The organism is Streptomyces sp. CB02056 (assembly GCF_001905545.1).
Classification (GTDB): domain Bacteria; phylum Actinomycetota; class Actinomycetes; order Streptomycetales; family Streptomycetaceae; genus Kitasatospora.
This window is the reverse complement of record NZ_LIPD01000003.1, coordinates 676,083-695,720: the sequence shown is the minus strand read 5'-3', so window position 1 is coordinate 695,720 and position 19,638 is coordinate 676,083. Positions and strand designations below refer to the sequence as shown.

The window sequence follows — 19,638 nt, the reverse complement described above, 5'->3', positions numbered from 1 at the left end:
AGTGTTAATCGGCCTCTTGGAGGTGCTGGCACGATGGCCGTGTCGAGCGAGAGGGAGAGCGATGTTCAAGGTGGGCTTGTGGTTCCCGGACGACAGTGAGGTGTTCGTCCGGATGCCGGCGGTGCCGCGGGTGGGTGACGTCGTGTGCTGGTTGGAGGACGAGGGCGAGCGGATGGTGGTGGACTCGGTGGAGTGGATGACGGCCCCGGACTACGTGATCCCGGTGGTGGTGATGCGGTCCGAGGTGTAGGCCGCGGTTCACGCGGCGGGCCGGTCGGCGGTGCGGGCGTGTTCGATGCGGCGGCGCAGCCGGAGCCACTGGAGCGGGCCCCAGGTGGTGCGGCAGCGGGTGCAGCGGACGGTGGTACCGCCGTGCGGGAGTTCCAGGCGGCCGCCGCAGGCCTCGGCGGGGTCCTGGCCGGCGTCGGCGGGGTGGGTGCCGACGACGGTGGGGCGGTCGACGGGGGCGACGTGGCGGGTGGCGGCGTGGTGGAGCTCGGCGACCTCGCGCGCGCAGTCCCCGGCGGCCGGCCAGTCGAGCTGGATGTAGGCGAGGTGGTCCCGCAGTCCGGCCGCGGCGCGGCGGACCCGGCCGGGCAGGTCGCCCCAGGGCTCCGGCCACCGGATCCCGGCGTCCTCGTGCAGTGCCTGACGCCAGGTCTCCAGCACGGTGACAATCCCGCCGGGGCCGACGAGGTCCAGGACGTCCTCGGCCACCGGCATCGGGGCGTCCGGTCCGGCCGGGCTGGTGCCGAGGCGGTCCCGGACCTGGGAGGAGGGGCGCAGGTGCGCGCCGAGGGCGGTGTAGAGGTGCGGCAGGTCAACGAGGTGGCGGCCCAGGCGGAGTGCACACGGGGTGCAGAGCCGGCCGGGGGCCTCGTGGGCGCAGAGCTGGCAGGGCGTCATGTGGTGGTCCTGGTGGTGCGGGCCGCCCGGCCGGGGCCGGGCGGCGGGTCGGACGGGGTCAGAGCGCGCGGGACCGGGTCAGGGCCGGGGCGATCCGGTCCAGCTCGGCGCCCAGGTCGAGGCCGGCGTCCTCGACGACGAGGTGAAGCCGGACGAGCGCGGCGGCCTCGGTGTGGTCGACGGCGATCTGGTCGGCGGTCAGCCGTCCCGGGGCGGGTACGGCCTGGAGCTGCTCGGCGACGGCCCGCAGGACGGCCGTTGCCCCGGTCGCGCGGCGGGCCTGGCGGCGGGCCTCGGCCACGGTCGCGCGGTGCGCGGCCCGGGAGCGGCGCAGCTCGGCGGCGGTGGCGGCGTACTTCGTGGCGACGGCGTCGAGCGCGGCCTGGTGGGCGGCGGCCTCGGCCTCGGCGGAACGCAGCCGGTCGGCGGTGCGCTGGGCGGCGGCCCGGGCGCCCCCGGCGGAGCGGCGTTCCTGTGCGCGGTCGGCCCGGTCGCGCTCCCACAGCCGGTGCAGGGTGCCGGCCTCGTCCGGGCCGAGGCGGTCGGCGGCCCGGCGCACGAGGTGGTCGAGCCGGGTGCGTTCGGTGGCGGTGAGCGGCAGGGCCGACGGCCGGCGCGGGCGGGCGGCCGTCACCGGGCACCGTCATCAACGGGGCGGGCGGCGTCGTCGGCCGGCCGGATGGTAATGGTCCAGCCGCCCCCGACGGGCTCGACTTCGGCGACGTCGCGCAGCGGAGCGCACGGCCACGACACCGCCTCCCCGAGGGCGGACCAGCAGGCCGCGCAGGCCAGGCCGTCGTGCGGGTTGGTGGGGGTGAGGAGGGCGTGGTCGAAGACGACTTGGCGGGCGGTGTCGATGTCGGTGTCGGTCACGGTGGGGCCTTTCGGTCGGGGAGGGTCAGGCCGCGGCGGCGGTCTCACGGGCGCGGCGGCGGACGGCGCGCTGCTCGCGGTACTCGCGGCCGAGGGTGGTGTCTGCGGCGGGCGGCCAGGTGCGGGCGGTGTCGGCCGCGCACATGCCGCACGGCAGCGAGATCGAGGGGTGGACGGCACACACCCAGGTCCGGGCGGCGGACGGCGCGGCCGGGGCGGGCGCCGGGCGCGGCTCGGGGACGGGCGCGGGGTGGTGCTGCGTCCGGCGGGCGGCCGCGAGGTCCCGTGCGTCCTGGACGCGCTGCTCGCAGGACCGGCAGTTGTCGGCGCGGGCGAGGTCCCAGCCGGATTCGCAGGTCGGACGGTCGCAGCCGCGGCGGGTCAGACCGCGCTCGACCAGCCAGCCGTACGGGCGGCGGACGTCGGCCGGGCAGGTCGAGGCGTAGCGGCGGCGCAGCCGGGCGGCGACCCGGGCGACGTCGCCGGCTTCCTCGATCGCGGCGCCGACGGCGCGGGCGGCGACCCGCTGCTCCCACCGGGACATCCGGGCCACCAGGGCCGGGACTTCGGCGAGGACCCGGTAGGCCTGGTCGGTGATCAGCAGCGGGGGCAGGGGGTTCGGCGTCTCCGGCGCAGCCGAAGCGGCGCCCGGCCGGACGGCGCCGTCGCGGGTGCTCGCGGGCGCGCCCGTGTCGCGCGGTACGCAGGTATCGCCTACGGCGGACGGGCAACCACCCACGGGGCGGCGCCTGTTGGAAGGATCTTGTTCAAGGGATCCTGTTCGTCCGGTTGATCCATTAGGGGTACTCGCGGCCGATCCGTGAGGGGTGGTGACAGCCGATCCGTGAGGGGTGGCGGCCAGGTCGGCGGGGTCGAACAGGGCGAGCTGGCCGTCGATCTCGCCCCGGTGGACAGGCTCGGCCACGGCCGGGCGGCCGGCCTTCACGCGGCGGGGCTCCGGGATGTCGAGGGCGAGCTGGGTTGCGACGTCGGCGATCGGGGCGGGGTGGACGGCGTAGCGGGCGGCGCGGCCGCGGGCGTCGGTGCGGGTGATCCACCCGGCGGCGAGCAGCTCGGCGACGGCCGTACGGGCCCGGGCCGGGCTGATGCCGGCCAGCCGGGCTATCAGGGCCATGCTCGTCGGCTCGTCCAGGTGGGAGCGCACGCTGAGCACGCAGTAGGCCAGGAAGTCGTAGCCCGACAGGACGTTGCGGGCGTACGAGGTGACGCACACCCACAGGACGGTGTCGTCATCCTCGGACGGCAGGGCGAGCACGCGCGCCGAGGTGCCGCCGGGGCGGCGGACGGCGCGGACGATGCCGGCGGCCTCGGCGGCGCGCAGCCCGGCGCCGACGGTGTCCGGGTGCAGCCCCAGGCCGGCGGCGAGCGTGCGGTCGGCCGCCCAGCAGTAGCCGTCCGCGCCCCGGGCGTAGTCTCCGACGGCGGTGGCGGCGCGCAGGTGGTCCCCGGTGAGCGCCGGAAGCCAGCTCGACGGGAAGCGGGTCCAGAACGGCGCAGCGGCACGCCGGGGCGGCCGCTGCCCGGTGTCGGTGGGCGCGGCGGCGGCGTCGGCGGGCCGCTGCATCAGGGGTGCTCCAGTCTGGTCGGTGCTGGTGCCCGAGGGACGCGGGTCGGTGCGCGCCGCGCCCCTCGGGCCGTACGGGGAGGCCGGGCTACGGGCGGCGGTAGCCCTCGGCGTCGAGCGCGGCGGCCAGGTCGGCGGCCTCGTCCGGGTCGACGCCGGCGCGGGCGAGCGTCGCGCGCAGTCCGGCCTGTCGCGCCTCGACCGGGACGTCGTCCCACAGACCGGGCTGGCGCGGGTCCTGGCGGCTGGGGTTGCCGGAGCTGTCGAGGTAGTACGTCGAGGCCGGCGTCTCGCCCTTGGGCGCCCGCAGGACGGTGCTCATCGCGACCGACAGCGGGCCGCCCTCGACGTGGCCCCGCGGGGGCTCGACGAGCACGACGAGCTGCAACGTCCCCTTCTTGCCGTGCCGGGCAACGGAGTTGAGCAGCTGGTACAGCTCGGCGGACGCGGCGTCGTGGACCCGGCCGCCCATGTGCTCGCGGAGCACCTCGGAGAACGGGGCGGGCTCGGGGTCGGCGGTGACCACGCCGGTGGTGAGGTCGAGGTGGGCGGTGGTCGTGGTGCTCATGGGCGGTCCTTGGTGCTGAGAGGGCAGGTGGTGAGGTGGGCGGGCCCCGTGGTCTGGACGAGCCGGATCACGGCGGCCGCGCCGAGAGCGGCGTCCCGATGGCCGCACGGGCACAGGTAGTCGGCGTACGGCGCGCGGACCTTGGTCGCGAACACCACGTGCAACCCGACGAGCCGGGGAGCACGCGGCGTGGCCGCGCGTGTGGTCACGGCCGCGGGTGCGGGGAGGGGCGCGGGGAAGCGGGGCCCGGATCGGCTCGGTCCTCCCGGGCGGCCTGGGCCACGCGCTGCGCTTCGGCGGCCCAGGCCGCGCGCCAGCGGCGCGCCTGGTCGTTGTCCACGCCCCGCTCGTGGATACGGTCCTCGGCCCAGGCCGCGAGCAGGCACAGTGCGGCGATGATGCAGACGGCGAGCAACAGGCGGGTCACCGGGTACCCCCCTCGGCCGGGCGCAGCTCGGCGAGCGCGATGCCGTACGTGGAGCAGCTGCCGGAGCAGTACCAGCGGCCGGGCTCCGCCGAGCCGATGACCCGGGCGTAGACCCAGCCCGGGCCGGCGACCTCGGGGGCGGCGACATCCTGGCCACAGGCCGCGGTCGGACACGCGGTGGCCAGCGGCCGGGACGGAATCGGCGGCCGCTCGCCGGTGAGGCCGCGGTTCCACTCGTGCGCGGAGCGGGACGCCCGGGCGGCGGCGCGCTCGCGCCGCGAGGCGGTGAAGGCCGCGCGGCACCCGCACTCGTCCGTCTCGGGAATGGGCACTCGGCGGTTGCGGTGCTGGTTGTAGCCCGTGAGCGTGCCGTGCGCGATCGGGCCGAGGGTGCGGGTGGTCATCAGAACTCACCCGTCAGCCGCACCGGCACCGTGGTGACGTAGTACTCGACGTTCTGGCCGTCTGCGGCCAGGTACTCCTCGTCCATGTCGTCCTCGGTCACCGGGTGCCAGGCCAGCTGGGATTCCGGCCGAGCGGCGGCGGCGTCCAGCAGGCACCGGGCCCGGGCGGCGTCCCGGCTGACGTACAGCCCGAGGGAGTCGTCGTCCCACGATGCCCGGTAGACCTCCAGCGGGGTGGTGCGCAGCAGGCCGGCGGCCGCGAGGGCCTGGACGATCGCGGCCGGCGTCGGGTCCGTGCCGAGCATCGCCTGGACCACCAGCTCGGCGGCGTGGGTGATGTGCTGCTGCGTCACGACGCCACCGCCGTCGCCGTACGCCCCAGGTACACCGATGCCGTGATCGAGACGGGGATGCCGTCGACCGTGCACTCGCCGCGGCCCATCCGGGACTGGCCGGTCGAGGAGTCCCTCCACCGGATCTCTGCGCCAAGGTCGGCGCCCCAGGCCTCGACGGAGACGACGTCGTCCGCGTGGACCACCACCCGCGGAGTCGGGTCGTAGGGGTAGCGGTCCACACTCACCGAGACGGGCGCCGGGGTGAGCCGCTGCGACAGGCGCAGCGCCAGACCGTGCGCGACCACGAGCGGGTCCGCCACGTCAGGTGCCGCAGCGGTGCGCAGTTCCTTGACCTCGGCGCGAAGCCGGTCCAGCTCGGCATCGGCGTCGCCGAGCTGGCGGTCCAGCGTCACGATCTCGGCCACCAGATGCCGGAGCATCGAGCCCATCTGACGGATCAGCCGGCGTGCACTGCGACGCGTTGCGACACGCCACCACTCGGCGGCGGGCACCAGGGCGTCGAGGTCCAGCTGGTGTACGGCCACGAGGACGTCCGCCGACAGCGCGGGCACCTCCATGTCCGCGGGGATGGCGGCGTCGAGCGCGATCTCAGCCGCGGTCGGGCCGGTGTTGCTACGCTGGGGCATGTGTCTTCTCCGTCGTAGAGGCGGGTGAGGGCCGGGGCCGTCCAGGTGTGAGAGCCGGGGGACGGCCCGACCCATGTCGGGGGTTAGTCGGCGATCCGCCGCGCCCTGATGTACTGGCGAACTTCGCCTACGGCGTCGCCGGCCAGCAGACGAGAGACCCTGACCACGTCGAGTCGGGGGTCCGCGTGCAGAGCTGCGAGCGCCGCGGCGGCGAACTCGGCGGATCCTGCGAGTCGGATCGTGCCGATCGCGGGGGTGCTACCCGGGGGAGTGGGGTGGGCCATGGGGGAGGTCAGCCCCTGCGGCTGGCGCCGAGGGGAACGAGCATCGCCGGACCAACGGCCACCGACGCCGGAAGCTCGGTCGGCCGGACGCTGTGGATACGCCGGATCTCGGCGATGTGCTCCTCGCTGAATCGCACGGCCCTGCCGTACTTCTCGTGTGGCAACCGCCGAATGTGGCGCCGGAGCCAGGTGTCGTTCTTGAGCCCGAGCGCCGTCGCCGCGCCCTTGTAGTCGAGGAGGGGGGACATCGTCGTTCTCCTTGGTGCCGTTCGATGCGGCTCAATGCCGCTCGCGTTCGCGAACACGAACATACATGCTCGCGTTCGCGAACGCGAGCAGCTTGGGCACCTTAAGGGAAGATCAAGTTCCGTGATTGGCCTGTTCTTGACGCCCGGAGGTGACGACGGCCCCCGGAGCGCACTGTTAGCCTCGTTCGCGAACGCGAGCACGCAGGCGTCCGACCGCCCGCTCGCGAGTACCGGCCGGGCCGCCGCTTGGACGGGAAGCATGCGAAGGGGATGGTCATGTCTGACCGAAAGGGCGCACCCGCGCTCACTGCGCTGGTGCTCGCCGCGCTCGACCGGCCCGGGATGTCGCTGCGCCGGCTCGCCGAAGCCTCAGTGGACCCCGAGACGGGGGACCGAATCAGCCAGACATGGCTCCATGACATAGCTCACGACCAGGTCCGCCGCGCACCAGAGCCCAAGTTCCTGCGCGCACTGGCCGCCGGAACCGGAAAGCCCCTGGTGCGCGTACAGCAGGCCGCGGCCTCACAATTCCTCGGCTACACCGCCACCGAACTATCCGACCTTCCCGAGGATGCGCGGGTGATCGTCGGCCATCTCGCTGGCATGGACGCATCAGAGCTTCCGCAGGTCAGGGCCGTGATCGAGGCACTTTTGGCCAAGACGGATGAAAGTTCAGGTAAGCGGGATGTTTAGTTCCGGTTTGAACGAAACCGCGCCTCTAACCAGTAGTCCAGCCCACTAATCGGGTGTACGTTCGATCCGGCCTCGCGAGGAGGACGGCCGTGCGCACACTGCCCGGCCGGGACTAGGGGGTTATGTGTGAACACTGTCGTCACCCACGAGGCAACGCTGGACGACGGCGCGCCCCTCGTCCTGGTGGCCCGCACCACCGTGCTGATCATCGTGGGCGACCCCAGAGTCGTTCCGGCCGACCGCCTCGGGGACATCGCCTCGACGGCGGGGAAGCTGATGGCTGACCGAGACCTCGCGCCGGCCGCCATCATCGACATCCTCGCGCCGTACATGGACCAGCTCATCGCCGGTGCCGATGCCTCCTCGACCATCGGCCACGCCGCAGCCTGATCCCGCCGCAACCGCGCCCCCGCTCATCCGAGCAGGGGCGCGGCGCTGTTCCTGAGCTACACCCTGGTGAGCACGGTCGCTCGCTCCAGCTCGACGGCCTGGCGGACGTCGTCCGGCACCACCGGGGACAGCGCGGCGTCCATGCTGTACGCCACGGCGGCGACCAGGTCGTCGTCGAGGATGGCCATGAGGTGGCCGTACTCGTCGATGGTGGTCTGGATGCTCTCGTGGCCCAGCCGGGCCGAGATGGCCGGGAGCGGGACGTTGCGGGCGATCAGCCACGCGGCGTGGGTGTGCCGGCAGTCGTGGAGCCGCGGTTCCTTGTACATGCCCTCCGCTCGTGCGGCCTCCAGGGCCGGGAGCCACCGCAGCCGACGGAACGTGGCGGGCAGCCAGGCCCCGCCCTCGACCGCGGTGAACAGCAGGTCCGTCCGCCGCCGCTTTCCACGGCAGGCCCGGGCCACGATGGAGGCGAGGTAGGGCGTCAGGACGAGCGTGCGACGGCTCCTGACGCTCTTCGGAGCGCCGGTGAACCGTTTCCCCTCCTCATCCTCCTTCCAGGTCCTGGAGACGCGCAGGACGGGGCGCCCGCCGACGTGGTCGAAGTCGCGGACCTGGAGCGCGCTGACCTCGCCCCACCGAAGCCCAGTGCCGAGCAGCACCTGGACGAGGTCGATGGCGTCGGCCGCGAGATGCCGCAGGATCAGGCCGGCCTCCCAGTGCTCCAAGTAGGTCTTCTCCTCGCTGTCGCCGTCGTCCTTGCGCGGCAGCTTGGTGTCCGAGCACGGGTTGTACCGGCGCAGCGGGTTCTGCCCCTTGGTCGCGCTCCCGAGGATCGCGCTCAGCAACCCGTGGTGGTCCCTGACCGTCTTGGCGGAGTACGGCTTGCGCTTGCGGTCCGGCGGGTCGTGCGGTGCCGGGGTGCCGGCGGCGAGCGCGTTGATCCACGCTTTGACGTCGTCCTCGGATATCGCGTCCGGGCCGTCCACGATGATCTTGTCGCGGAACCAGGGGACCATGCCCTCGCGGACCAGCCGGCGGTACTTCCGCTTGGTGCCGCCCTCGACTCCGGTGAGCAAGGTCACATAGTTCAGCGAGTAGGTCTCGAACATGTGGGCGGGGTCGACTGCGGGCGCCGGGGCCTCCTCTTCCTGGACGAAGCCTCGGCCCTTCACCCAGCCGGGAGGCCACTTGTTCCCGTACCCGGTGACCAGGTTCATGAAGGCCTTGGCGGCGTCCGGGTCGTCGAAACGCTCGCTCTCCTGGTCCCCTGCGGCGGCGCCGCCGTCACGCCAGTAGACCTCGTGCACCGGCCCGGACCGTTTGCGTTCGCGAATGCGAATGGTTGCCATGGGGCGAACATACGCCTGTCATGCTGACAAATCTGCTGACTAATCCGGGAACGCCAAAGGGCCGCCGACCTGTTGTCCCAGGTCAGCGGCCCTTTGGGCGCTGTGGAGCATAGGAGACTCGAACTCCTGACATCTGCCTTGCAAAGGCAGCGCTCTACCAACTGAGCTAATGCCCCTCGACGGCACCGCGCGCGTGCCAACGGGCACTAGCGTACCGGTTTCCGGCGCGATTCCCAGCGCCGTCCCCCCGGAACGGTGCCGTTCCAAGGGGTCGGCCGGTCCGGTTCGTCGACCGGGCCGGCCGGCCCGGGAGGCGCCGACGGGCGCCTCCGGAGTTCGTCGATCGTCAGATCGCCGGGGGCTCAGCGACCGGCCGGGACCGGGTCGGTGGCCTCGGTCCACAGGTCCTGCTCGGCGCGGTCCGCCTGGACCTGACGGTAGACAAAGAAGCCGCCGAGGGCGACCAGGGCGACCAGGAGAAGCTTCTTCACCGCGGGACCTCGTCCTTCTTGCGTTGGTGGACTCAAGAGCCGGATCCGGCCGGACTGACCGGGCCGACGAGTCCAGTTGTGTTTCGAGCGCGAACGGGCGGCCGGGTGCCAGACTGCCCTTGCGGCCGATGATACACACCGGTGTCCCAATCGTGACCAGCCACCGGTGCGGCCAACCCGGCGGTCCGGTCCCAGGATTGACGCCGCACCTCCTGGCGGGCGGTCCGACCGTGCCCGGACCGTCCCGCGCGCCCGCGGATCAGACCCGGCCCGCCGAGCCGTCCGCGGGTCCGCCCGCCGTCCCGTCCGCCGGGCGGCCCGGCGCCACCACCACGGCGGTGCCGCTCGCCAGGTCCACCCTGGTCCGCGGCGGCGCCCCCTCGCCCTCCTCGTCCCGCAGCATCAGGGTGCTGCGACGTTCGTCCAGCTCGTGCTGCTTGCCCGCGGCGAACTGCGCGTGCAGCTGCTCGAACCCGGTGGCCGAGATCTGCCCCTCCCGGCCCGTCCCCCGCCAGGGCACCCAGCGGGCGCGGCGCGCCCGCAGTGCCAGTTGATCGAGCGCGGCCAGCACCACCAGGGCGCAGACCAGTCCGGGGATGCTCATCGCCCAGAACACCGCCATGCCGTCACCAACCCTCCACCGTCCCTCCCCCGAGAACCGTCGGGAGGGGCGCGCGGTTCCCGGTCCGGCGGCGGGAACGCGGCGGGACGCCCGGAGGCAGCGCGGCGGGAAACGTCGAAGGGCCCGGAGTGGATCACTCCGGGCCCTTCGGGGAGGTGGGCCTAACAGGACTTGAACCTGTGGCCTCTTCCTTATCAGGGAAGCGCTCTAACCGTCTGAGCTATAGGCCCTCACCGATGAGAGATCGTACCGGATGCCGGCCGATCCGCGAAAACGCCGAAGGGCCCGGAGTGGATCACTCCGGGCCCTTCGCGGTGGTGGGCCTAACAGGACTTGAACCTGTGGCCTCTTCCTTATCAGGGAAGCGCTCTAACCGTCTGAGCTATAGGCCCTTGCCGCACTGAAAGATTAGCGGACCGACGGCCGATCTCCCAAATCCGGGTCGGCCGGGGCTGCGGCGGCACCCCCCGCGACCAGCTGCGGCGCACCCACGGAGGGGCGCAGCAGCCACTCCTCGCGGGTCGGCGGCAGGCCCGCCGCGCCCTCCTCGGTGCTGCGGACGGCGAGGACCTGGTTGATCCCGATCCGGTTCTGCTCGAAGGCGAGCGCGGAGGCCGCCATGTACAGCCGCCAGACCCGGGCCCGGCCGCGGCCGACCAGCCGGACCGCCTCCGTCCAGTGCGCCTCCAGGTTGGCCACCCACTCGCGCAGGGTCAGCCCGTAGTGCTCGCGCAGCGACTCGACGTCCCGGACCTCGAAGCCGGCCTCCTCCAGCCGGGCCACCGTGGACCCGACGGGGGAGAGCTCGCCGTCCGGGAAGACGTAGCGGTCGATGAAGGGGCTGGTGCGGTGCGGCACCCCGGGGATGTCGGGGCGGCGGGCGATCTGGTGGTTGAGCAGCCGGCCGCCGGGCACCAGCAGCCGGTACAGGCCCTCGGCGTAGACCCGGTACTGCTCGGAGCCGACGTGCTCGGCCATCCCGACGCTGGAGATCGCGTCGAAGGGCCCGTCGGTGATCTCCCGGTAGTCCTGGAGCCGGACCTCGACCCGGTCGGACAGCCCGGCCTCCTCGACCCGGGCGCGGGCCAGCGCGACCTGCTCCGTGGAGATGGAGACGCCGACCGCGGTGACCCCGTAGTGCTTCGCCGCGTGCAGCAGCAGCGAGCCCCAGCCGCAGCCGACGTCCAGCAGGCGCATCCCGGGGCGCAGGCCGAGCTTGCGGCAGATCAGGTCGAGCTTGGCCTCCTGGGCCGCCTCCAGGCTCTTCGCCTCGGGCGCCCAGTAGGCGCACGAGTAGACCATCGAGGAGCCCAGCACGATCCGGTAGAAGTCGTTCCCGACGTCGTAGTGGTGGCTGATGGCCGCGCGGTCGCGGCTGCGGCTGTGCAGCCGCCCTGGGGCCCTGCGGACCTCCTCGCGGGGCGGCTCGGGCTCGAGGCCGACCGCCCCGGCCCGCAGCGCGGCGGCGAGCACCCGGCGGCCCTTGGGGCCGAGCGCCTCGCGCGGCCCGAGGGCCAGGGTGCGGACCTCCGGCCGCTCGGCGAAGCGGGCGACGGCGGAGAGCGTCTCGTACAGGTCGGTGCCGGGGGCGAGTTCCAGGTCCCCCGCGACGTAGGCCCGGGCCAGGCCCAGCTCGCCCGGCTGCCAGACCAGCCGGCGCAGCGCCCGGCGGTTGCGCAGGACCACGGTGGGCGCGCCCGGCGGCCCGGCGGTGCTGCCGTCCCAGGCCTGTACCCGCAGCGGTACCGGGACCCCCAACAGCCCTTCGAGGGCTTCGACCAGTTGACCTGCGAGCTTCGCCACCGCGCGCCTCCGTCCAGTCGTCCTGCGGAACCTCAGCTGACCCGGTCGGGCGGACCGGGGGCGGCCTGCGGCACTCCCAGGCGCGGGACGGGCGGCACCCAGCTTGTCCCACCGCGGCCGCCCGGTTTCCGGGTGGCACGCCGCGGGCGGCCGGCTGTCACCCGAAATGCCGACGGGCCCCACCCGCTGCAACAGCGGGTGGGGCCCGTGCATTCCGTCCGCGGACGGGGAGCTGAGCGAGCGTCAGGATCCGGCCGGGATCAGTCCTCCTCGGCCAGGGTGAGCTCGACGCCGCCGGTGAAGCCGGCCGCCGCGTTGTAGATGAACGCGGAGAGCGTGGACAGGGCGGTCAGCAGGACGACGTCGACCACGGCGATCAGCGTGGTGAAGGTCATCACCTTGCCGAAGCCGACGTAGTCCATCAGGTTGAGGCCGCCGCTGCTGTCCGAGCCGGTGACGTCCTTGAGGGTCTTGGTCAGCGAGTCGAAGACGCCGAGCGAGTCCAGCGTCATCCACAGCACGGCCGCGGCCACGATGATGATGATGCCGACGGCCAGCGACAGCAGGAAGCTGACCTTCATCACCGACCACGGGTCCACCTTGGTCACCCGCAGCCGGGCCTTGCGGGTCCGGCCGAGGCCGGCCCCCCCGGTCGCGGCCGCGGGGGCACCGGCGGGGCGGCGCGCCGCCCCGGTGGGGGTGCCGCCGGCCGGGGTCGCCCCGACCGGGGTCCCGCCCGCCGGGGTGTGGCCCGGGCTCCGGGTGCCCCGGGCCGGGGTCGGCTGCCCCTTGGCGTACGTGGTCGGCTGCGAGAAGCCGGCCTGGCCGCTCGGCGGCGCGGGCGTCTGCCCCCCGTAGGTCGCACCGCTCTGGCCCGCTCCACCGGCCGGCGGCATCAGCGAGGTGGACGCGGCCGAGTGCTCGGTCGGCGGCTGCGGAACGCCGTACGCACCCCCGCCCTGCGCGCCCGGACGGCCGCCGGAGGTTCCTCCCGCAGCACCCGTGGCTCCACTCACCTGGTCCTCCCGCACTTCCCACCAGGACGGCGGCGCCGCCCTGCTTCGTCACTCGTCATCCAGCGCCCGGCGGGATTGCCCGGAACTGGTCGGCGTCCGGTGCCGCCGCATCCATACTCTGGACGCGGCGGCACCGGTCTGCGGTTCGGTTCAGGCCTCGACGTCTCCGTCGACCGCCGTCTCCGCTCCCTCGGCCGTCTCGGTGGACTCGGTACCCGCCACCTCGTCCTCCGCCGTCTCCTCGTCCTCGGCCTCCGCGTTGCGGGCCATGCCCACGACCGCGTCGCGCTTTCCGAGGTTGATCAGTTGGACGCCCATGGTGTCACGTCCGGTTTCACGAACCTCGGAAACCCTCGTGCGGATCACCCCACCCGAGAGGGTGATCGCCATGATCTCGTCGGATTCGTCGACCACGAGCGCGCCGACCAGCGAGCCCCGGCCCTCGACGATCTTCGCCGCCTTGGTGCCGTAGCCGCCGCGCCCCTGGACACGGTACTCGTCCACCCCGGTGCGCTTGGCGTAGCCGCCGTCCGTGGCGGTGAAGACGTAGGTGCCCGGACGGACGACGTTCATCGAGAGCAGTTCGTCGTCCTCGCGGAAGGCCATGCCCTTGACGCCGGAGGTGGCGCGGCCGGTCGGGCGCAGGGCGTCGTCGGTCGCGGTGAAGCGGATCGACTGGGCCTTCTTGGAGACCAGCAGCAGGTCGTCCTCGGCGGAGACCAGCTCGGCGCCGATCAGCTCGTCGTCCTGGCCCTCCTCGTCCTGGCGCAGGTTGATCGCGATCAGGCCGCCGGAGCGCGGCGAGTCGTAGTCCTTGAGCGCGGACTTCTTCACCAGGCCGGCCCGGGTGGCGAGGACCAGGTACGGCTTGTCCTCGTACGTCCGCACGGCCATCACCTGGGCGATGTGCTCGTCCGGCTGGAAGGCCAGCAGGTTGGCGACGTGCTGGCCGCGGGCGTCGCGCCCGGCGTCCGGCAGCTCGTAGCCCTTGGCGCGGTAGACCCGGCCCTTGTTGGTGAAGAACAGGATCCAGTTGTGGGTCGTCGTCACGAAGAAGTGGTCGACGATGTCGTCCTGCTTCAGCTGGGCACCGCGCACGCCCTTGCCGCCGCGCTTCTGCGAGCGGTAGAGGTCGGAGCGGGTCCGCTTGACGTAGCCGCCACGGGTGATCGTGACGACGATGTCCTCCTCGGCGATGAGGTCCTCGATGGAGAGGTCGCCGTCGGAGGGGATGAGGGTGGAGCGCCGCTCGTCGCCGTACTTGTCGACGATCGCGGTGAGCTCCTCGGAGATGATCTCCCGCTGGCGGACCGGCGAGGCCAGGATCGCGTTGTACTCGTCGATCTTGCGCTGGAGCTCGTCGTGCTCGTCCATGATCCGCTGGCGCTCGAGGGCGGCCAGTCGGCGCAGCTGCATCTCCAGGATCGCGTTGGCCTGGAGCTCGTCGATGTCGAGCAGGCCCATCAGGCCGGTGCGGGCGGCGTCGGCGCTGGCCGAGGCCCGGATCAGCGCGATGACCTCGTCGATCAGGTCCAGGGCCTTCAGCAGGGCGCGCAGGATGTGGGCGCGCTCCTCGGCCTTGCGCAGCCGGAAGGTGGTGCGCCGGACGATGACCTCGACCTGGTGGTTGACCCAGTGCCGGATGAAGGCGTCGAGCGACAGCGTGCGCGGCACGCCGTCGACCAGGGCCAGCATGTTGGCGCCGAAGTTGGTCTGCAGCTCGGTGTGCTTGTACAGGTTGTTCAGCACGACCTTGGCGACCGCGTCGCGCTTGAGCACGACCACCAGGCGGGTGCCGGTGCGGGACGAGGACTCGTCCCGGACGTCGGCGATGCCGGCGATCTTGCCGTCCTTGACCAGGTCGGCGATCTTCAGCGCGAGGTTGTCCGGGTTGACCTGGTACGGCAGCTCGGTGATCACCAGGCACTGGCGGCCCTGGATCTCCTCGACCTCGACCACGGCCCGCATGGTGACCGAGCCGCGGCCGGTGCGGTAGTAGTCGTCGATCCCGCGGCGGCCGACGATCAGCGCGCCGGTCGGGAAGTCGGGGCCCTTGATCCGCTCGACCAGGGCGTCCAGCAGCTCCTCGGCGGAGGCCTCCGGGTTCTCCAGGTACCAGAGCGCGCCGGAGGCGACCTCGCGGAGGTTGTGCGGCGGGATGTTGGTGGCCATGCCGACCGCGATGCCGGTGGCACCGTTGACCAGCAGGTTGGGGATGCGCGCGGGCAGGACGGTCGGCTCCTGCGAGCGGCCGTCGTAGTTGGGCGCGAAGTCGACGGTCTCCTCGTCGATGTCGCGCATCATCTCCATGGCCAGCGGCATCAGCTTGCACTCGGTGTAGCGCATCGCCGCCGCCGGGTCGTTGCCCGGGGAGCCGAAGTTGCCGTTGCCGTCCACCAGCGGCATCCGCAGCGACCACGGCTGGGCCAGGCGGACCACGGTGTCGTAGATCGAGGTGTCACCGTGCGGGTGGTAGTTGCCCATGACGTCGCCGACGACGCGGGCGCACTTGTAGTAGCCCTTCTCGGGCCGGTACCCGCCGTCGTACATCGCGTAGAGCACGCGGCGGTGCACCGGCTTGAGGCCGTCGCGGACCTCGGGGAGCGCCCGGCTGACGATCACGCTCATCGCGTAGTCGAGGTAGGAGCGCTGCATCTCGGTCTCGAGCTCGACCGGCTCGATCCGCATGGTCACCTGGGCGGTGCCCTCGGCTGCGGGGGTCTCGGGCTGTTCGCCTTCGGGACGGTTGTCGTCGACCACTGGTGGTCAGTTTCCTTTCACGCGGACTGGAACGTGCGGGGCCTGCGGTGCAGGCGTCACACGTCCAGGAAGCGAACGTCCTTGGCGTTGCGCTGGATGAAGGAGCGGCGCGCCTCGACGTCCTCGCCCATCAGCACGGAGAACAGCTCGTCGGCACGGGCGGCGTCCTCCAGGGTGACCTGGAGCAGCAGGCGGTGCTCGGCGTCCATGGTGGTGACCCGGAGCTCCTCGGCGTTCATCTCGCCGAGACCCTTGAAGCGCTGGATCGCGTCGTCCTTGGGCAGCCGGCGCCCGGCCTCCACCCCGGCCGCGATCAGCGCGTCGCGCTCGCGGTCGGAGTAGGCGTACTCGAAGTCGTCCTTGCCCCACTTGATCTTGTACAGCGGCGGCATGGCGAGGTAGACGTACCCGGACTCGACCAGCGGCCGCATGAAGCGGAACAGCAGGGTGAGCAGCAGGGTGCGGATGTGCTGTCCGTCGACGTCGGCGTCGGCCATCAGGACGATCTTGTGGTACCGCAGCTTGGACTCGTCGTAGTCCTCCTGGATGCCGCAGCCGAAGGCCGAGATGAGCGCCTGGACCTCGGTGTTCTGGAGGACCTTGTCGATCCGGGCCTTCTCGACGTTCAGGATCTTGCCGCGGATCGGCAGGATGGCCTGGGTGCGCGGGTCGCGGCCCTGCTTGGCCGAGCCGCCGGCGGAGTCACCCTCGACGATGAAGATCTCGCACTCGGACGGGTCCTTGGACTGGCAGTCCGAGAGCTTGCCCGGCAGCGAGGCGGACTCCAGCAGGCCCTTGCGGCGGGTCAGGTCGCGGGCCTTGCGGGCGGCGACGCGCGCGGTGGCGGCCTGGATGGACTTGCGGATGATGTCCGCGGCCTCGTTGGGGTTGCGGTCCAGCCAGTCGTTGAGGTGCTCGTGGACGACCTTCTGGACGAAGGTCTTGGCCTCGGTGTTGCCGAGCTTGTCCTTGGTCTGGCCCTCGAACTGGGGCTCGCCGAGCTTGACCGAGATGATCGCGGTCAGACCCTCGCGGATGTCCTCGCCGGAGAGGTTGTCGTCCTTCTCGCGGAGCAGCTTCTTGTCCCGCGCGTAGCGGTTGACCAGGCCGGTCAGCGCGGCGCGGAAGCCCTCCTCGTGGGTGCCGCCGCCGTGGGTGTGGATGGTGTTGGCGAAGCTGTAGACCCCCTCGGTGTAGGAGGAGTTCCACTGCATCGCGATCTCCACCGAGATCGCCTTGTCCTTGTCCTCCGCCTCGAAGTCGATCACCGAGGGGTGGACGACCTCGCCCTTGCGGGAGTTGAGGTGGGCGACGAAGTCGGCGATGCCGCCGTCGTACTTGTACGTGACGGTGAGCGGCTTGCCCTCCTCGTCCGCGTGCTCGGGGCGCTCGTCGGTCAGCGAGATCGACAGGCCCTTGTTGAGGAAGGCCATCTCCTGGAAGCGCCGGGAGAGCGTCTCGAAGGAGTAGACGGTGGTCTCGAAGATGTCGCCGTCGGCCCAGAAGGTCACCGTGGTGCCGGTGCGGTCGGTCTCCGCGCCCTTGACCAGGGGGGCGGTCGGCGCGCCCATCTTGTAGTCCTGGGTCCAGATGTGGCCGTCCCGGTGGATCTCCACCGAGAGCCGGGTGGACAGCGCGTTCACCACGGAGACGCCCACGCCGTGCAGACCGCCGGAGACGGCGTAGCCGCCGCCGCCGAACTTGCCGCCGGCGTGCAGGACGGTGAGCACGACCTCGACGGCGGGCTTGTCCTGGCCGGGGACGATGTCCACCGGGATGCCGCGGCCGTTGTCGACGCAGCGGATGGCGCCGTCGGCCATGATCGTGACGTCGATGGTGTCGGCGTGCCCGGCCATCGCCTCGTCGACGGAGTTGTCCACGACCTCCTGCACCAGGTGGTGCAGGCCGCGCTCGCCCGTCGAACCGATGTACATGCCGGGGCGCTTGCGGACGGCGTCGAGGCCTTCCAGCACCTGGATGTTGCTACCGGTGTAGGAAGCCTGCTCGGACTGGTCTGGGGTCTGGCTGGGGTTGCCGGAATCGGCCACGAAGCGCCCTCTCTGGCACAGCACGGGTCGCATGCCCACCCCGTACGGGCGGGCGTGCGACCACAGCGTTTCGACTCGGTTGCCACTAGCAACAGTGTTTGGCTTTCAGTCTACCGGTACGACTGACAGAGATGGGCGTTTGGCAGCCCTTGAGGGCAGATATGCCGCCCTGAATCCCCTCGGGACATGTCCCGATACTCGCCCGGGGGGCCCAGGGCGCCTGGAAGGGCTGTCAGGGGTTCCGGAAGATCGCCATCCGATCCGTGCCCCCGCCGGCCGTCCGAGGTCCCGGTCAGCCCCAGGTGTCGCCCGGCCCCTTGCTCCCGGGCGCGCGCAGCCGGCCGTAGCCGCGGGCGGGCGCCGCGGGGCCGAGCACCTTGATGGTCCGGACCGTCCCGTGGCCCAGCTCGTGGTTCAGACGGGCCACCAACTGCCGTGCCAGCCAGCGCAGTTGGGTGGCCCAGGCGGTGGAGTCGCACTGCACGGTGAGCACCGCGGCGGCCTCGTCGTAGGAGGAGGGGTGGCAGTGCGCGGCGATGTCCGGGCCGACGATCTGCGGCCAGCGGCCCATCACCCCGCCGACGGCGGCCGAGGACTCCCAGCCGCGCTCGGTCAGCAGCCGGTTGAGCGCCGCGCCCAGCGGGACCGGGTCGCGGCCGTCCGAGCGGGCGCCGCTGCGCAGGCCGTGCCGCTTCGCCTCGCGCTTCTCCCGGACCTGCTCGCCGCGCTGACGGGCCTGGGCCCGGGCCGCGCGCAGCGCGGAGCGGGCGAGGTCGGCACCGGTCGGCGCCGGGGCACCGGGCTCGGGGGAGTGCTCCGCCGGCTCGCTCACGGCGATCTCCTTTCCCCAGCCTGTGGACAACGGTCGCGGTCGCGCGCCCGCCGAGCCGTCCAGCCTACGGGAGCCGCCGGGCCCCTCGGGCCGGGCCGGGGGCGCGCGGTGCGCGGAAGCGGTCGCGGTCCGGTGACGGCGGTGTGGTGGTGCGGGTGGAGGGGTGTGAAGCGGTGCGGACGCGGGGGCGCGGTCAGGCGTCGACCCGGCGCACCGCGCCGTCGGAGACCGCGAACCGGGCGCCGGCCAGCGCCTTCGGCACGTCCTCGGCGACCGCCGCGGTCACCAGCACCTGCTCGCCGCCGGCCACCAGCTCGGCCAGCCGGTCCCGGCGGGCGGCGTCCAGCTCGGCGAACACGTCGTCCAGGATCAGCACCGGCTCGCCGCCGTCGGCGCGCAGCAGCTCGTACGAGGCCAGCCGCAGCGCCAGCGCGAACGACCAGGACTCGCCGTGGCTGGCGTAGCCCTTGGCGGGCAGCGGGCCGAGCTTGAGCCCCAGCTCGTCGCGGTGCGGGCCGACCAGGGTGACACCGCGCTCGACCTCCTGCTTGCGGACCGCCTGCAGCGCGTTCAGCAGCTGCTCCTCGGCCTGCTCGCGGCTGGTCGGCAGCTCGCCCTCGAAGGAGCTGCGGTACTCCAGGGCGGTCTCGCCGCCGCCGGGGGCCAGCTGCCCGTACGCGGCCGCCACCAGGGGCTGCAGGGCGGCCACCAGCTGGATCCGGAAGGCCGTCAACTCGGCGCCGGCGCGGGCCAGATGGCCGTCCCAGACCTCCAGGGTGGACAGGTCGGCGCCCTTGCCGCCGCCGGCCCGGCGGGCCATCGCGGCGGTCTTCAGCAGGGCGTTGCGCTGCTTGAGCACCCGCTCGTAGTCCTGCCGCACCCCGGCCAGCCGGGGTGCCCGGGCGGTCAGCAGCTCGTCCAGGAAGCGCCGCCGCTCACCCGGGTCGCCCTTGACCAGGCTGAGGTCCTCGGGGGCGAACAGCACGGTGCGCAGCAGGCCCAGGACGTCCCGCGGGCGGACGTTGTCGGAGCGGTTGATCCGGGCCCGGTTGGCCTTGCCCGGGGTGAGCTCCAGCTCGATCAGGGTGGACCGGCCGCGGTCCACCACCGAGGTGCGGACCACCGCCCGCTCGGCGCCCAGCCGGATCAGCGGGGCGTCGGTGGCGACCCGGTGGCTGCCCAGGGTGGCCACGTAGCCGATCGCCTCGACCAGGTTGGTCTTGCCCTGGCCGTTGGGCCCCACGAAGGCGGTCACGCCCGGGTCGAGGGGAACCTCGGCCCGGGCGTACGACCGGAAGTCGGCGAGCGACAGGTGCGCGACGTGCATGGCTGTGGACTGCGCCCGCCTTCTTGG

23 protein-coding genes and 3 tRNA genes are annotated in these 19,638 nt (G+C 72.7%); 3 read left to right on the top strand and 23 right to left on the bottom strand.

The genetic code is table 11. The annotated features are described in order from the left end of the window. The first annotated feature begins 61 nt into the window (after nucleotides 1-61). Nucleotides 62-250 carry a hypothetical protein gene (locus tag AMK13_RS10500; protein WP_074001917.1) on the top strand — a complete coding sequence of 63 codons (189 nt, stop codon included), beginning with the start codon at nucleotides 62-64 and terminating at the stop codon, nucleotides 248-250. Between the two features lie 8 nt (nucleotides 251-258). On the opposite strand, the gene AMK13_RS10495 is transcribed toward AMK13_RS10500, so the two are convergent. The 11 genes from AMK13_RS10495 to AMK13_RS10445 form a co-directional block, all read right to left on the bottom strand. Further along, complete coding sequence (locus tag AMK13_RS10495; protein ID WP_074001916.1) at nucleotides 259-906, bottom strand: hypothetical protein; 648 nt, start codon at nucleotides 904-906, stop codon at nucleotides 259-261. Nucleotides 907-964: 58 nt separating this feature from the next. After that, nucleotides 965-1,540 carry a hypothetical protein gene (locus AMK13_RS44035; protein ID WP_074001915.1) on the bottom strand — a complete coding sequence of 192 codons (576 nt, stop codon included), beginning with the start codon at nucleotides 1,538-1,540 and terminating at the stop codon, nucleotides 965-967. Next, complete coding sequence (locus tag AMK13_RS10485) at nucleotides 1,537-1,779, bottom strand: hypothetical protein (protein WP_074001914.1); 243 nt, start codon at nucleotides 1,777-1,779, stop codon at nucleotides 1,537-1,539. Before AMK13_RS10485 ends, AMK13_RS44035 begins: the two co-directional genes overlap by 4 nt. A 25-nt stretch (nucleotides 1,780-1,804) precedes the next feature. Next, the gene (locus AMK13_RS10480) at nucleotides 1,805-3,364 is read right to left on the bottom strand and encodes a hypothetical protein (RefSeq protein ID WP_074001913.1); all 1,560 of its coding nucleotides are present in this window, start codon (nucleotides 3,362-3,364) and stop codon (nucleotides 1,805-1,807) included. A gap of 88 nt (nucleotides 3,365-3,452) precedes the next feature. Then, on the bottom strand, nucleotides 3,453-3,932 hold the full coding sequence (locus AMK13_RS41785; RefSeq protein ID WP_074001912.1) for a hypothetical protein: 480 nt from the start codon (nucleotides 3,930-3,932) through the stop codon (nucleotides 3,453-3,455). Continuing rightward, nucleotides 3,929-4,141 carry a hypothetical protein gene (locus tag AMK13_RS42825; RefSeq protein WP_143204517.1) on the bottom strand — a complete coding sequence of 71 codons (213 nt, stop codon included), beginning with the start codon at nucleotides 4,139-4,141 and terminating at the stop codon, nucleotides 3,929-3,931. Before AMK13_RS42825 ends, AMK13_RS41785 begins: the two co-directional genes overlap by 4 nt. After that, nucleotides 4,138-4,359, bottom strand: a complete 222-nt coding sequence (locus AMK13_RS10470; RefSeq protein ID WP_074001911.1) for a hypothetical protein — start codon at nucleotides 4,357-4,359, stop codon at nucleotides 4,138-4,140. The genes AMK13_RS42825 and AMK13_RS10470 overlap by 4 nt, the downstream gene beginning before the upstream one ends. Next, nucleotides 4,356-4,763: a hypothetical protein gene (locus tag AMK13_RS40890; RefSeq protein WP_079271997.1), complete on the bottom strand. Its 408-nt coding sequence runs from the start codon at nucleotides 4,761-4,763 to the stop codon at nucleotides 4,356-4,358. Before AMK13_RS40890 ends, AMK13_RS10470 begins: the two co-directional genes overlap by 4 nt. Further along, on the bottom strand, nucleotides 4,763-5,116 hold the full coding sequence (locus AMK13_RS10460) for a hypothetical protein (RefSeq protein ID WP_074001910.1): 354 nt from the start codon (nucleotides 5,114-5,116) through the stop codon (nucleotides 4,763-4,765). The genes AMK13_RS40890 and AMK13_RS10460 overlap by 1 nt, the downstream gene beginning before the upstream one ends. After that, nucleotides 5,113-5,745: a hypothetical protein gene (locus AMK13_RS10455; protein ID WP_074001909.1), complete on the bottom strand. Its 633-nt coding sequence runs from the start codon at nucleotides 5,743-5,745 to the stop codon at nucleotides 5,113-5,115. The genes AMK13_RS10460 and AMK13_RS10455 overlap by 4 nt, the downstream gene beginning before the upstream one ends. 292 nt (nucleotides 5,746-6,037) lie before the next feature. Further along, nucleotides 6,038-6,277 carry a hypothetical protein gene (locus AMK13_RS10445; RefSeq protein ID WP_074001907.1) on the bottom strand — a complete coding sequence of 80 codons (240 nt, stop codon included), beginning with the start codon at nucleotides 6,275-6,277 and terminating at the stop codon, nucleotides 6,038-6,040. Between the two features lie 276 nt (nucleotides 6,278-6,553). On the opposite strand from AMK13_RS10445, the gene AMK13_RS10440 reads away from it, so the two are divergent. Beyond that, nucleotides 6,554-6,970, top strand: a complete 417-nt coding sequence (locus AMK13_RS10440) for a hypothetical protein (protein ID WP_143204516.1) — start codon at nucleotides 6,554-6,556, stop codon at nucleotides 6,968-6,970. 126 nt (nucleotides 6,971-7,096) lie between these two features. Next, entirely contained in the window at nucleotides 7,097-7,360 is a 264-nt protein-coding gene (locus AMK13_RS10435) for a hypothetical protein (RefSeq protein WP_074001905.1), read from the top strand. A gap of 56 nt (nucleotides 7,361-7,416) precedes the next feature. On the opposite strand, the gene AMK13_RS10430 is transcribed toward AMK13_RS10435, so the two are convergent. The 12 genes from AMK13_RS10430 to recF form a co-directional block, all read right to left on the bottom strand. Then, a complete protein-coding gene (locus AMK13_RS10430; protein WP_079271996.1) occupies nucleotides 7,417-8,712 on the bottom strand; it encodes a tyrosine-type recombinase/integrase in 1,296 nt (431 codons plus the stop codon). Between the two features lie 103 nt (nucleotides 8,713-8,815). Beyond that, nucleotides 8,816-8,888, bottom strand: a tRNA-Ala gene (locus tag AMK13_RS10425). 186 nt (nucleotides 8,889-9,074) lie between these two features. Then, on the bottom strand, nucleotides 9,075-9,203 hold the full coding sequence (locus AMK13_RS44710; RefSeq protein ID WP_014137031.1) for a DLW-39 family protein: 129 nt from the start codon (nucleotides 9,201-9,203) through the stop codon (nucleotides 9,075-9,077). 259 nt (nucleotides 9,204-9,462) lie between these two features. Continuing rightward, a complete protein-coding gene (locus AMK13_RS10415; protein WP_074001902.1) occupies nucleotides 9,463-9,825 on the bottom strand; it encodes a DUF6191 domain-containing protein in 363 nt (120 codons plus the stop codon). A 156-nt stretch (nucleotides 9,826-9,981) separates the two neighbouring features. After that, a tRNA-Ile gene (locus AMK13_RS10410) sits at nucleotides 9,982-10,055 on the bottom strand. 85 nt (nucleotides 10,056-10,140) lie between these two features. Next, nucleotides 10,141-10,217 (bottom strand) — tRNA-Ile (locus AMK13_RS10405). A gap of 16 nt (nucleotides 10,218-10,233) precedes the next feature. After that, nucleotides 10,234-11,628 (bottom strand): SAM-dependent methyltransferase, encoded by a 1,395-nt coding sequence (locus tag AMK13_RS10400; RefSeq protein ID WP_074001901.1) that lies wholly within the window; start codon nucleotides 11,626-11,628, stop codon nucleotides 10,234-10,236. A 260-nt stretch (nucleotides 11,629-11,888) separates the two neighbouring features. Further along, entirely contained in the window at nucleotides 11,889-12,644 is a 756-nt protein-coding gene (locus AMK13_RS10395; RefSeq protein ID WP_074002160.1) for a DUF3566 domain-containing protein, read from the bottom strand. A 150-nt stretch (nucleotides 12,645-12,794) separates the two neighbouring features. Continuing rightward, nucleotides 12,795-15,404, bottom strand: coding sequence for a DNA gyrase subunit A (gyrA, locus tag AMK13_RS10390; protein WP_049654618.1), 2,610 nt, complete (start codon nucleotides 15,402-15,404; stop codon nucleotides 12,795-12,797). Nucleotides 15,405-15,460: 56 nt separating this feature from the next. Then, the gene (gyrB, locus tag AMK13_RS10385; protein ID WP_369808323.1) at nucleotides 15,461-17,485 is read right to left on the bottom strand and encodes a DNA topoisomerase (ATP-hydrolyzing) subunit B; all 2,025 of its coding nucleotides are present in this window, start codon (nucleotides 17,483-17,485) and stop codon (nucleotides 15,461-15,463) included. Nucleotides 17,486-17,744: 259 nt separating this feature from the next. Further along, nucleotides 17,745-18,284 (bottom strand): DUF721 domain-containing protein, encoded by a 540-nt coding sequence (locus AMK13_RS10380; protein WP_049654619.1) that lies wholly within the window; start codon nucleotides 18,282-18,284, stop codon nucleotides 17,745-17,747. A gap of 193 nt (nucleotides 18,285-18,477) precedes the next feature. Next, a complete protein-coding gene (gene recF / locus AMK13_RS10375) occupies nucleotides 18,478-19,611 on the bottom strand; it encodes a DNA replication/repair protein RecF (protein ID WP_049654621.1) in 1,134 nt (377 codons plus the stop codon). Nucleotides 19,612-19,638 lie beyond the last annotated feature (27 nt).